We start from the raw sequence: 10,410 nt of genomic DNA on the forward strand, positions 1-10,410 counted from the left end.
CATGATCCCGTTTTGGGTCATCTGGCTGTACCAGGCCGAGCGCCCGGCGCTATCTGCCTTGAGAAAGGCTTCCAGCGAGAACTCGGCGTAATACGACTGGCGCTCGACCGGAGTCAGTAGCCGCTTGTTCACGCACTGCTGAATCTGGTTGGTGATGGAACTGATGCTGAATGTCAGGAATGCAATCATCTGCTGTTCCAGGCCGGTGCCCCAGTTACTGCCGGAGTCCGTTTTGCCGACCATCCACGGCGGCACGCCAAACCAGCGGCACACCTCTTCGACGCTGTAGCCGCGAGACTCCAGCAGTTGAGCATCGACCGGGTTGATACCAATCGTTTCCGGGGTGATGCCCTGCTCAAGCACCGGGGAGCGCCCGGCATTCAGCGCTCCGGATACCTGCTTCAGATAATCGCGAAACTCTTCGCGCTGCTCTGGCTTGAGCACTCGGTCGACCTTGAAGGCCACGGCCGGCAGCAAACCATTCTTGAACGTGCCGTTGGCCGCATCGTCTGCCGACATCGCGGCACCGAACACGTCAGCGCCGTAGCGAATGGCTGACAGCCCCACCCGGCCGTCCAGGCTGAATGCCGGGATGTGCAGCATGTTCTGCCGCTCGATCTGACGGCGAGCGCCTTTGCGAGGGCGGAACCAGTAACTGACCCGGCCGTCATCATCCAGATCGAGATCCACACGACCCGGCAAGAGGAAATCCAGCGCAATGATGCGCGAGCCGCTCCGGTGGATCTCTGCATAGGCGTTGCCGCGCAGCAGCATCGAGGCCACCATCGCCTGCCAGAACTGGAAAGCGGTCATGTCCTCGTTCGGGCTGGTGTGCACAACGTCGTACAGCCCGAAATCCCGGGCGTCCTTGCGCCCACCGTCGGCCTCGCGCCGATAGACCCCCATCGGCAGGCCAGCCACTGAGGTCGAGATGATACGAACACAGGACCACACCGCCGAGAGCTGCATGGCGTTGTCGACGGTGACGCGCTTGCCTGAACTGGACTGGCCACCCAGAAACTGCCCCCAGAACCCGCCGTCGCTTAGTTTGATGGACTTGCCAACCCATTCGCCTAACGAAGCGCGCGGCTTGCTGGCAGCACGGCCCAGCACGACCGATAAGGATCTAGTCACCGGTCAGCCCCTTTCGCACGAATCCAGCAATGAGTAGTAATGCGCCCCCGCCTGCCAGCAATGACCAGCCCAGGCCGAGCAGGACGTACACCCCGGCAACAGCGAGCGCGAAGCCGCAGAGCGCGGTAGCGATGAAGAAGTACAGTGGATTCATACGATGATCGGGTTCCTGATGGCGGCCATGAAGTCGTCATTACCCCGTCCTTCGGGGTTCAAGGAAATCAGGGTCACTGCGTTAAAAAGGGCCATCAATGGATCGATCTTTGCCGACCCGCTGGCTTGCTTGGTGATCAGGATGGAGTTCGCGCGAGGCTCGACCTTCGCGTTACCCACGCACCAGGCCATCATTGGCTGGCCGCCGTGTTTCATCCCGCCCTCTGCCAGTTTGCGTTCAGCTGTCTTGATAGCCCCGCCAAGCTTCCAGCCCTGGCTGATGGCCGCGATCTTCTCTGGCGGAATATCGCGCTCGATCATCGCGTCGTAAATCGCACCGATGCCGACCGGGTCACAACCGACCTTGTCGAGCAGGCCGGAGGCTTCAATCTGTTCGACAAGATCGGCAACGTCGTTCACGTCGTCACCGATGCGAACCGACAGCGTCAGGTCGCCTTGTTTCTCAAAGTCGTGGAAGCGCGGGGCTTCTGCTTTGCGACGTTCCAGAACCGAGGGGTGGGCCCAGGCATGCGTCCAGATCAGCCAGTCGCGGGTGCGCTTGTCCCGGCCCACCGCAGCGAAACCGAGCAAGTCGTCCAGGCCGCCGCCATCGATGCCGACATCGATCACTTCCGACATCGAAATCAGCATGTCCAGGGTCAGCACGGGTACGGCTGACGCTTCCCAGAAGTCTGCGCCAGCCCAGCGGTCCGAGCGCAGCGCCAAGCCGATTTCCACGTTCAGGTGCTTGGACATGAAACCAAGCACTTCAGCCTCACCCGCTTCCTCGGCCTTTTTCATCTCCCGGATCAGGAATTTCTCGCTGACCGAGTAACCCATGTTCGGGTTGGTGATGTAAAAATTTTCGGGGTTGCGGTGCTCGTTGGCCTTGAGGATGTGCTGCGGAAACTCGTAGATCACCGGCAGGAAGTTAGGATCAATGATCGTCCCATCTCGGACGCCGCGGGCATACTGCAACTTCTCGCGAAAAACACCGGCAGGTGGCTGGTCAGACTGCGTGGTCAGGTAGATGACGAAGCCTTCTGGCCGCGAAGCCAGACCACCGGTAGCCTCGCGCAGCATATTCGCGGCATGCGGGTTCTTGCCAAACAGATGGAGCTCGTCCACCAGGACCACTGCGGCCTTCTTGCCTCCGACGGTGTTCTGGTCAGCGGCCACCACTTTCAGGGTCGCACCAGACTCCCGGTGTGTGATCGTCCGCAGGTGGTCCTGCACGTGCAACAACGCCGCCAGTTCTTCGTCGTGCTTCACCATGTCCCGGGCCGGCGCATAGGCGTTGTTCGCCACCTCGATTGTCGGCGCCAGAATGATGAACTCTGCAGACTGCCGCCAGTTGCGGATCAGCACGGTCAGCATGATCGCCGCGGCGATGGTGCTTTTTGCGTTCTTCTTACTGATGAGGAGAAAGAATTCTTGAATCAGTCGCTCGCCGGTATCGGAGTTGTAAGCACCGAAGATGGCTCCCGCCAGATCGGTGATCCATGGCGCGCAGGATTCGCCTATCAGCGGGCTGCCGGGTGCGTCGACAATCCGAAGATCGTTCAGGACCTCCATGCACGCCCGCGCCCCGTCCGGGAACAGTGGAGGAAATGGAACCAGCGACTGACGATTTACAATCCTCGTCTCCCAGTCCGGGCACGAAGTGTCCCAGACGGGTTCGTTCATTTATTTCACCGCTCGCAAATGGCTTAGGGGTGGAGGTGCAGCACCGAACCTACCTTTAGCGGCTTTCTTGGCGGCGTTCTCCTTTTCCTCTTTCTTGCCGCCCTCGCCTTTGCGCGGATGAATGAACGGCATCAAGGCCTTCGCTGCGTCGACGCGCAGCTTCGAGTCGGTTTCGAAGTCATTCATCGTCGCAAGTAGAAACTCTTTGGGATCTGAGAAGCGCATGGCTTTACCCAGGTCGAAGCCTGCGTCGCCATGGACTTCTTCTGCATCCTCGGTAGGAGGAACCGCGATCCCCTTCGATTTTGGTGGCGCGTCCCCTTTAACAAATTTGTTAACTTTTTTGTTAACGGTTGGGGCAGCGAGCGCCGCTATAACGAACTTGTCTTTTGCCAGTCGTGCCCCTGCCTGCGCAGCGCTGGAAGCCGCGTATCCTGCGGCTATCGCTGCATCTTTATTGGACGCACCTGCCCTCTTCGCAGAGACGAATGCCTGCTTTTTCGGGGTCAGAGCCATTTAACAAAAAACCTGTGAGGGGGAAAAAATCTCTGCGTGCGGTCGGGGGCGGTGTCCGTAGCGAAAGGCCCCACGGTTTCGACCCGCCCCACCGGGGCACTGACGTGCTGCACCAGATCGGTGCGAAATCAACGAAGTAGCACGTCGATGGCGTGCTTCTACCAGCCCCCGCCCTGAGCTGCCTCTATGGCCGTCTTCGCCTTGTGGCATGGCACGCACAGCGCCTGAAGATTTGCATCATCGTCGCTTCCGCCTTGAGCGATGTTGACGATGTGATCGACTTCAAGGTCGAGCGTAACGATGCTGCAGGCTTGGCAGGTGTACTTGTCGCGCAGCAGGATCGATTCACGCTTGCGGCGCCACGGACGCCCGCCACGACCTGAGCCCCACCTGCCTTCCGCTTCAGGGGCAACCGGCGTTGCGTATTGCCGTTCTTCTGCCTGCTTCATCCGAGGCTTAAGCGCGGTGAGCCTGGACATGTTTCACGCCTCGATGGCGAGACGGAGCATCGCCATGAGGGCGCCGAGCATCGCCTTGTCTGACTGCTTGGCAATGGCAATCACGTCGGCCTCGGCCTTCGCGACTTCCGCCTGATCCTCTGCGGACATCTCGCTGACCATGCCTTTCAACTGGTAATACTCAGCCTTGTCATTCATGGGCTTCACTCAACTGTGCAGTTCGGCCAGATGCACCGAGCCACGGCCAGCGCACCGGCGTGGTCGTGGTCTTCCTGCATGATCATGGGGAATGGTGGATAGCCCGGCACGGTGACGTACCAGGACTTCTTCACTTACTTTTACTGCGTTGGATCTGCGCGTCGACCTGGTCGGCACACGTGTCGAGCAGGTTGATGGCCCGATCCTTCAGTGCCCAGAGATCCCCATTCAGCGCCAGGTCATCGTCACTAGTGCTGATGCGTTCGCACGGGACCAGCTCAGGGGGCTCGAGCCTTACCGTTGTTGTCTTTACCGGCGCGGCCTGGCTTCCCGCGCAGGCCGTCAGGCAAAGGCTGAGCAGCCCAATCACGAACAGGCTTGCTGGTGCGCTTGAGTTGTTCAAAGTCTTTCCTCGCCTGCAGGGCTTTCTGTTCGCTGGCCTTGAGCCGGTTGTTTAGGTCTGCCTGGTACGCGGCATTGCGCGCTGCTTCAGCGCGCAGCGTGGTGATCGTGGCCTGGCTTTCAAGGTTTGCGTCGAGTGCAGCCTTCTTGGCCTTCGTCTCGACGGCGACCTCAGCGCGCAGCGCGATCACGCGGTACTGTTGAATGCCAACGAGCAGTGCACCCACAAGGCCGATGATGATTGCGAGTGCGATTGCTTTGAGTACGGTCATGCTGAGTCCGCCTTGCGTCCGAGAAACTTGATGATCAACTCGCGGATCGCGGTGACGCCGATGAACCCGATCGTCCCGCCGGCGGCGACAGATAAGCTGGAAGGCCAGGCCATCCATTCGATGACGCTGCTGGCCGAAAGGCTCAGCGCACCGCAGATCAAAGCCTCAAGGACGACTCTCCACTTGTTGGCCTCTTTGCCTTCGTACAGCACGCGCAGCAGGGAAATGGTTGCGGCCATAATCGCTCCTTGCCAGAGCGGGTTCGAAAGGACAAGCCAGACCTGCGCCAGGAAGTCAGGTGTTTTTTCAGGCATCGTCGACATCCGACAGTCCACCCTTTCGGGATAGGAAAATGAATCAGCCCCGCAGCACTCCCAGCTTGGAGCGATGGGTGTGGCGGGGCTGAAAACGAGAAAGCCCCGACGAAACGCCGAGGCCATAACAAAACAAATGTGTTGTGTTAAAACAAATATGTTGTATACTGGACTCATCCAAACAACGAGGCGAGGTGATGAAGTTCAGCGAGTTCAGACGATGGTTGAAGGCCCAAGGGGTGACCTTCGAAGCAGGCAAAGGAAGCCACTTCAAAGTCACTGCCCCAAACGGCAAAAGGACAACCTTCGCGGATCACGGGGCAAAAGAAATGCCCGAAGGAACCCGCAAGGCGATCATTAAACAACTGGGGCTCTGAGAGCCCCCTTCGCCTATCTGAACGTTGAGCGACCACCTCACCACTCACCGATACAAGGGGAATCACATGTACAACTACGCAATCCGCTTCGAGCGAGACGAAGCACCAGGTCTGGCAGTGTTCTGCCGCGACTTACCCCAGCTCAACAGCTACGGTGACGACGAGCAGCACGCCATCAGCGAAGCGGTAGACGCCATCGAGACAACCTTGTCGATCTACGTGGACGAGCGCCGAACAATTCCAGAAGCAACTCCAGCTCAACCCGGCGAGCAGGTCATCTATTTGCCAGCGGTGACCGTGGCGAAGATCGTGCTGTGGAACACAATGATCGAACGGGATATGCGCAAAGCTGATCTGCGTCGCCTGCTGGGTGTTCACCAGGTGCAAGGGGATCGACTCGTCGACTTCTTGCACAAATCGAAGATGGAACAGATCGAAGCTGCATTGGCAGCCCTGGGCAAGCGCTTGGCCGTTTCGGTCGAAGCCGCTTGATGCAATCCCCAGTCAACGCCGGGGCTTGAAATAGGTGCAGGTGGCTGGTGCATCTCCAGCTCTGGCGGTGCGGATAGCTGGGTCACGTACCCCGCACTCTCATCGCGTAGCCGCCCATTGTCCGCGCGGGATTAGACGACGCCTCTACCGACTTAGCGCAGCTGCCTACGCGATAACCTGCATAACAAGCGTGTCTTCCCACGCTGCCCACCGATGCCGCCCGTATTGCAGATTTGGAGCCGAGCCATCAGTTGCCTGCGTTCTTCTCGTACGCGTGACTTACCGGCCATACCGCGTCCAGGCCCTCTCCGTGGGGCCTCTCTGGCTATGGTTATCTCAGCAGCAAATTGGAGCGGATACCTGGGAATCGAACCCTGATCAGCAGGGTGGAAACCTGTATAGCGACCTGCGGTACCCGCAGAAACGAAAAGCCCAGCGCATTGGCTGCGCTTTAGTGTGAGAGCTGATCTCAGTATCTGCAGTTGGTGTATATGTCTGTGCTAATGCACCTGACTTGGTTGCCGCTAGGAGGCGCGATCGGCGTCACCGCTGGGGCTGTATAGGGCTGGTATTGCTGGTACTGCTGATTTTGCTGCAGCAACGACTGATTCGTCTGCTGCATAGACTGGTTCAGCTGCTGCATTTGATAATTCTGCTGAGCTTGGTTGTACTGCCACATTTGGATTTGCTGGGGCGTCATTGCATCACGATACTCCTTCGCTTCCCCATCGGAGTTGTAACACATGATGCTTGTTCGGGTGAGCGCCGAAAAACGTGCGCAGTCGGAATCACCCGCCATGTAATAGTTGCCGTTGAAATAATTCGGTGCCGGGTCGCTTGCACATCCAGACATCAGCGCAGACAGCGTGCAGGCAGTGGCTGTTTGCAAGCTCAGCTTGAGGCCTAGCTTGCGTTCCCTGTTTCCTGAAAACCTCATCACAAACTTCCTTACCTATCTACATCACTTAAGCCTGAGAGACGCCTACGAAGCGTCTCTGTTCGCCGAACAATTCAGCAGGCACGAGGTAGATAGAATCGGATAGCCAGCATAGGTTCCAATGGATTTCAGATGAGGCTTAGCAGCGACGTCAGGTCAAGGCCTGTGCCGATTGCCCACCACTGGGCGCCACCTTCCAGAATGAGAAAGCCCAGCTCTGTGGCTGGGCCTCCCGAAATGTTGTCTACCAAGCCTTGACGCCCTTGGCTTTTCGGCCGTACCGCATAAGCTTGAGCATGTGTCTCAGGCGCGCCGGTTTCACCTTTTCACTTTCCGCGTGGGGATCCCAGCGCTTGAAGAGAAAATGCCTCTCGTCGATCAAGTTCAAAAGGTAGCGATGGCGGTGCCTGTGTTCAGGAAAACCAATCATCAGATCGCCTCGCAGAATATGGCTCTTCTAGAAATAAAAACCCCGCACTTGGCGGGGCTGGTAACTGACATCAGCTACAGATTTTCGAATTCTTTAATGCAGCGCTGATGTAACCATTTGCATACTGCATGCAGATCTTTATTGATATGTAGATGGTTACCAGTGTCAACATCTACTATGTCCGTTTCTGAATCAGTTTTCGAAACGGCCAAATTGATCACTACGAAACTTTTCGGTTCTAGTGTTGGATCGGGAATCAAGTCTAGGCGAATGGAGAAGTTCAAAGCCTTTCCATTTCTGACAAAAAACTCATCGTCTGTCTGGAAGGTTCCGTCCGGCATGGTCGTGCCTGCAGCGACCATCGCGACAAATCGGCTTTCATCCAGCGATTCGTCGTCTAGTGCGCCGGGAGTTCTCTGCATGTACTCGGTGAACTTTTCCTCAACCAAACTTACGATTTGTAAAAGCTCACTCCAGTACTGCTGATCCTTCTGAGCGGCTTCCATATAAGCGTTTACAAGCTGTTCGATGCGAGACATATGTCACTCCTTGTGTGCTTGGAACCCTGGAGTAGACATAATAAAAAAACCCGACGCAATGGCCGGGCTTCTGAATCGGGTGTCGCGCTGAATCAGCTGAACACCGTGGCATGAAAACAGAGCTATTCCATATGGACAACTATTTTTTCATGCCGCCTCTTTCAAGCTGTCCAGCGCGCAATCGATCCAGGCTACACCAGCCTTGATCAGCTCACGGGCCTTCATCTCGCTAACGCTGTGATGACGGCCTACACGGATCGCCGGCCACTTTGCCCCGTAGTACAACCAGACCATGTCGCCCATCTGCGTATCGCGGCGGCAGAGCCTGGCCACGGCAGCATCAACCACACCGGCAAGCTCGTCGGTGATCACGTATGACTTCGTGGTTGAGGGCATCACATCGCGCATGATCGCCAGTGACGGCGAGGTGTAATGAGGAACGCCCATCCCGTCCATACGCCAGAAACCCCACTGCTCCAGCATGTGCTCGGTGTCGCCCAACGGGCGGTGCAACGGTTTGCGAATCATCATGATCAATCCCCTGTGTAATTGCTGCCACCGGCACCGCGGCGGTTGTTCTGTTCGTATTGTTCGTGGGCACCGCCGATGGATTGGCGTGCCCTGGATAGCTCGGCGGTCACATTGCGGAGCTTCAAGCTCAGTTGCTGGACGAGCACCTCGACCGGCAACGCCTCGCCCGTCTTAGCGCAGACCCAGCCCGAGGCGTTGCAGGCAGCGCAGTCCAACTGATGGAAGACACCGCTAACCACCGTGGCGCCGCGGCAGGTGCCGCACACCATCAACGGCCTGAGTTCGCGGCGGAACGATGGGCCATGGTTCTTTTTCACTTGCACGCCTCCATCAGCCGATCATGGACGGCGCGCAGATCCATCCGAGACTTGTTGCCGCAGTACTCCCAGACGTGGAGTTCGTGACCGCTCGCTAGATAGATGACCAGACATTCGCCTTGGGATACCGACCCGCGAGTGATCGTCATCGCACTGATGTCTCCAGGATGGACGGCGACGTATCGGCGCGGATCGACCATAATCATCATTTTGAAACCTCGCCTATGGTTGATTCTTGAATAGGGTTGCAGGCTATATCCGCCGGGGCCTGTAGCGATTTGTCGGAGTCCTCAAATCTAAAGCCGGTCAATCCGAGAATGATGCTCAGCCCCTTGCCGTCTAGATGGCGGTGCCACTTCTCAAGCGCGTCACGCTTGCGAGCCATTACGTCGGACTGGATGTACACCTTCACGTTGTGGCCCATGGCGTGGTTGATCAGCAGCTCGCCGATCAAGTGATCGATCCCTATGTCAGCCCATCCTGTGCGGGCCAGCTTGCGGAGGTCGTGACTCGTCCACTCGCCCTTCCCCAAGCGCGTGAATACGGCACTGGCCTGGCTCTCGCTGAGCGGCTTGCCTCGGCGTCCGGGGAAAAGGAACGGCCCGGTGTAGCCTCGGTTCTGCTGCACTTCGCGGTACTGCATCAGCAGATGCCGTACAGCCTCCGTCAGTGGCAGGTAATGCTCCACCCGGGTCTTCGTGTCAGCCGCCGGGATAAACCAGACGTGTTCGGCCAGGCTTATGTGGTCCCAACGCGCCTGGCGGGTTTCACCAATGCGGGTGCCATGACAGAGCATCATCAGCGCCAGGATCGCGTCATTCGGGATGGGGAACAGCTCGCGCAGCAGCAGCTGGAGTAGCTCCTCGATGTGCACGCCTCGCAGCCGTGACGGCTTGACGGTGACCTTGGCCTTGGAAAAGTCGCTGAACTTGATCCCGGTCAGAGGATTGCTCGCGATCAGCCCCAGCTTGTGGGCCTGACGGAATGCCAGCGCCAGCAGCTGGAAGACCAGCCGCACGTAATCGATGGAAAGCGTTTCCTGCATCGGCCACATCAGCTCACGGTCGAGGAATGCCTTGTCGATATCGGTCAGTGATGCAGAGCCGAGGCGCGGCAGAAGGTGACACTTGATTGCGGAGGCGGCAGTGTCTTTGCGCTTGTCGGAGAGGCTGCGATCGCGCGACATGCGCTCGGCGTACCACTCCAGCAGCTCGCCTACGGTCAGCCACTTCGAAAGGTTCGTGCTCGCGCCGGCGTCCAGGCGCAGACGGATGTCGGGCAGCGCGGCGACGACCTGCTTGACGGACAGGTCCGGATAGCTGCCGATCCGATTCCACTTACCCCGCACCACCAAGAACCACGATGCCCGCGCCCGCGTTTTGGCAAAGCGCAGGTAGAGGCCTCGATGCTCATAATCACGCAAGTCTCGAACCGTCCCGGCCGATTGACGCTTGATCTCGGCGTCGCTGATCTTCACTGCTGCCGTCGTCATGCTGCCACCACTGTAGGAGCGAGTCGCAGGTAAGCGCGGATCTGTTCCATGGCGTCGAAGTGTCCACGGCACACGATCGCCAGATAGCCCTGATCGTTCAACCGGCGGATCCACGCGTACTGGCTGGCCGAGACTGCAGCGTCGTTCGGCGCCGTCGCCTTG

The 10,410-nt window shown here is 58.3% G+C and carries 18 protein-coding genes and 1 pseudogene; 2 read left to right on the top strand and 17 right to left on the bottom strand.

Annotated elements, in window-relative coordinates; translation table 11 throughout:
* The 10 genes from B3I26_RS24765 to B3I26_RS24810 all read right to left on the bottom strand — a co-directional run.
* Nucleotides 1–1,134: phage portal protein (locus B3I26_RS24765; RefSeq protein ID WP_296261631.1), on the bottom strand; the 1,134-nt coding region annotated here is incomplete at its 3' end.
* The gene (locus B3I26_RS24770; protein WP_296261633.1) at nt 1,127–1,288 is read right to left on the bottom strand and encodes a hypothetical protein; all 162 of its coding nucleotides are present in this window, start codon (nt 1,286–1,288) and stop codon (nt 1,127–1,129) included. The genes B3I26_RS24770 and B3I26_RS24765, both read right to left, overlap by 8 nt.
* The gene (locus B3I26_RS24775) at nt 1,285–2,973 is read right to left on the bottom strand and encodes a terminase large subunit (RefSeq protein ID WP_296261635.1); all 1,689 of its coding nucleotides are present in this window, start codon (nt 2,971–2,973) and stop codon (nt 1,285–1,287) included. Before B3I26_RS24775 ends, B3I26_RS24770 begins: the two co-directional genes overlap by 4 nt.
* Nucleotides 2,974–3,489 carry a terminase small subunit gene (locus B3I26_RS24780; RefSeq protein WP_296261637.1) on the bottom strand — a complete coding sequence of 172 codons (516 nt, stop codon included), beginning with the start codon at nt 3,487–3,489 and terminating at the stop codon, nt 2,974–2,976.
* A gap of 158 nt (nt 3,490–3,647) precedes the next feature.
* Nucleotides 3,648–3,968 carry an HNH endonuclease gene (locus B3I26_RS24785; RefSeq protein WP_409522107.1) on the bottom strand — a complete coding sequence of 107 codons (321 nt, stop codon included), beginning with the start codon at nt 3,966–3,968 and terminating at the stop codon, nt 3,648–3,650.
* 3 nt (nt 3,969–3,971) lie between these two features.
* Nucleotides 3,972–4,145, bottom strand: a complete 174-nt coding sequence (locus B3I26_RS24790) for a hypothetical protein (protein WP_296261639.1) — start codon at nt 4,143–4,145, stop codon at nt 3,972–3,974.
* Nucleotides 4,146–4,150: 5 nt separating this feature from the next.
* On the bottom strand, nt 4,151–4,279 hold the full coding sequence (locus B3I26_RS24795; protein WP_296261640.1) for a hypothetical protein: 129 nt from the start codon (nt 4,277–4,279) through the stop codon (nt 4,151–4,153).
* The gene (gene lysC, locus B3I26_RS24800; RefSeq protein ID WP_296261641.1) at nt 4,276–4,515 is read right to left on the bottom strand and encodes an Rz1-like lysis system protein LysC; all 240 of its coding nucleotides are present in this window, start codon (nt 4,513–4,515) and stop codon (nt 4,276–4,278) included. Before lysC ends, B3I26_RS24795 begins: the two co-directional genes overlap by 4 nt.
* Nucleotides 4,424–4,819, bottom strand: coding sequence for a hypothetical protein (locus B3I26_RS24805; protein ID WP_296261642.1), 396 nt, complete (start codon nt 4,817–4,819; stop codon nt 4,424–4,426). Before B3I26_RS24805 ends, lysC begins: the two co-directional genes overlap by 92 nt.
* Complete coding sequence (locus B3I26_RS24810; RefSeq protein ID WP_296261644.1) at nt 4,816–5,142, bottom strand: phage holin, lambda family; 327 nt, start codon at nt 5,140–5,142, stop codon at nt 4,816–4,818. Before B3I26_RS24810 ends, B3I26_RS24805 begins: the two co-directional genes overlap by 4 nt.
* Before the next feature lie 188 nt (nt 5,143–5,330).
* Here B3I26_RS24810 and B3I26_RS24815 point away from each other — a divergent pair, with 188 nt between their 5' ends.
* Both B3I26_RS24815 and B3I26_RS24820 read left to right on the top strand, forming a co-directional pair.
* A complete protein-coding gene (locus tag B3I26_RS24815) occupies nt 5,331–5,510 on the top strand; it encodes a type II toxin-antitoxin system HicA family toxin (protein ID WP_296261646.1) in 180 nt (59 codons plus the stop codon).
* 66 nt (nt 5,511–5,576) lie between these two features.
* Nucleotides 5,577–6,002: a type II toxin-antitoxin system HicB family antitoxin gene (locus B3I26_RS24820; protein ID WP_296261648.1), complete on the top strand. Its 426-nt coding sequence runs from the start codon at nt 5,577–5,579 to the stop codon at nt 6,000–6,002.
* Between the two features lie 469 nt (nt 6,003–6,471).
* Here B3I26_RS24820 and B3I26_RS24825 read toward each other — a convergent pair whose 3' ends face one another.
* The 7 genes and pseudogenes from B3I26_RS24825 to B3I26_RS24855 all read right to left on the bottom strand — a co-directional run.
* A complete protein-coding gene (locus tag B3I26_RS24825) occupies nt 6,472–6,939 on the bottom strand; it encodes a hypothetical protein (protein ID WP_296261650.1) in 468 nt (155 codons plus the stop codon).
* Nucleotides 6,940–7,443: 504 nt separating this feature from the next.
* The gene (locus B3I26_RS24830; protein ID WP_296261651.1) at nt 7,444–7,908 is read right to left on the bottom strand and encodes a hypothetical protein; all 465 of its coding nucleotides are present in this window, start codon (nt 7,906–7,908) and stop codon (nt 7,444–7,446) included.
* 147 nt (nt 7,909–8,055) lie between these two features.
* Nucleotides 8,056–8,439, bottom strand: a complete 384-nt coding sequence (locus tag B3I26_RS24835) for an antiterminator Q family protein (protein ID WP_296261653.1) — start codon at nt 8,437–8,439, stop codon at nt 8,056–8,058.
* A gap of 2 nt (nt 8,440–8,441) precedes the next feature.
* On the bottom strand, nt 8,442–8,756 hold the full coding sequence (locus B3I26_RS24840) for a hypothetical protein (protein ID WP_296261654.1): 315 nt from the start codon (nt 8,754–8,756) through the stop codon (nt 8,442–8,444).
* Nucleotides 8,753–8,905: a hypothetical protein gene (locus B3I26_RS24845; protein ID WP_296261655.1), complete on the bottom strand. Its 153-nt coding sequence runs from the start codon at nt 8,903–8,905 to the stop codon at nt 8,753–8,755. Before B3I26_RS24845 ends, B3I26_RS24840 begins: the two co-directional genes overlap by 4 nt.
* Nucleotides 8,906–8,961: 56 nt before the next feature.
* Nucleotides 8,962–10,248, bottom strand: coding sequence for a tyrosine-type recombinase/integrase (locus B3I26_RS24850; RefSeq protein WP_296261656.1), 1,287 nt, complete (start codon nt 10,246–10,248; stop codon nt 8,962–8,964).
* Nucleotides 10,245–10,410 (bottom strand): annotated as a pseudogene (locus B3I26_RS24855) (VRR-NUC domain-containing protein); the annotation flags it as partial. The gene B3I26_RS24850 and the pseudogene B3I26_RS24855, both read right to left, overlap by 4 nt.

The sequence above is a fragment of the Pseudomonas sp. UBA5706 genome (genome assembly GCF_002419965.1).
Classification (GTDB): domain Bacteria; phylum Pseudomonadota; class Gammaproteobacteria; order Pseudomonadales; family Pseudomonadaceae; genus Aquipseudomonas.

What these genes read in the sequence shown, in the direction of transcription:
- B3I26_RS24770 (WP_296261633.1), bottom strand. Translation starts at nt 1,288, where the DNA reads ATGAATCCACTGTACTTCTTCATCGCTACCGCGCTCTGCGGCTTCGCG.
- B3I26_RS24780 (WP_296261637.1), bottom strand. Translation starts at nt 3,489, where the DNA reads ATGGCTCTGACCCCGAAAAAGCAGGCATTCGTCTCTGCGAAGAGGGCA.
- B3I26_RS24835 (WP_296261653.1), bottom strand. Translation starts at nt 8,439, where the DNA reads ATGATGATTCGCAAACCGTTGCACCGCCCGTTGGGCGACACCGAGCAC.
- B3I26_RS24820 (WP_296261648.1), top strand. Translation starts at nt 5,577, where the DNA reads ATGTACAACTACGCAATCCGCTTCGAGCGAGACGAAGCACCAGGTCTG.
- B3I26_RS24805 (WP_296261642.1), bottom strand. Translation starts at nt 4,819, where the DNA reads ATGACCGTACTCAAAGCAATCGCACTCGCAATCATCATCGGCCTTGTG.
- B3I26_RS24790 (WP_296261639.1), bottom strand. Translation starts at nt 4,145, where the DNA reads ATGAATGACAAGGCTGAGTATTACCAGTTGAAAGGCATGGTCAGCGAG.
- B3I26_RS24845 (WP_296261655.1), bottom strand. Translation starts at nt 8,905, where the DNA reads ATGACGATCACTCGCGGGTCGGTATCCCAAGGCGAATGTCTGGTCATC.
- B3I26_RS24825 (WP_296261650.1), bottom strand. Translation starts at nt 6,939, where the DNA reads ATGAGGTTTTCAGGAAACAGGGAACGCAAGCTAGGCCTCAAGCTGAGC.
- B3I26_RS24830 (WP_296261651.1), bottom strand. Translation starts at nt 7,908, where the DNA reads ATGTCTCGCATCGAACAGCTTGTAAACGCTTATATGGAAGCCGCTCAG.
- B3I26_RS24810 (WP_296261644.1), bottom strand. Translation starts at nt 5,142, where the DNA reads ATGTCGACGATGCCTGAAAAAACACCTGACTTCCTGGCGCAGGTCTGG.
- B3I26_RS24785 (WP_409522107.1), bottom strand. Translation starts at nt 3,968, where the DNA reads ATGTCCAGGCTCACCGCGCTTAAGCCTCGGATGAAGCAGGCAGAAGAA.
- B3I26_RS24850 (WP_296261656.1), bottom strand. Translation starts at nt 10,248, where the DNA reads ATGACGACGGCAGCAGTGAAGATCAGCGACGCCGAGATCAAGCGTCAA.
- B3I26_RS24815 (WP_296261646.1), top strand. Translation starts at nt 5,331, where the DNA reads ATGAAGTTCAGCGAGTTCAGACGATGGTTGAAGGCCCAAGGGGTGACC.
- B3I26_RS24775 (WP_296261635.1), bottom strand. Translation starts at nt 2,973, where the DNA reads ATGAACGAACCCGTCTGGGACACTTCGTGCCCGGACTGGGAGACGAGG.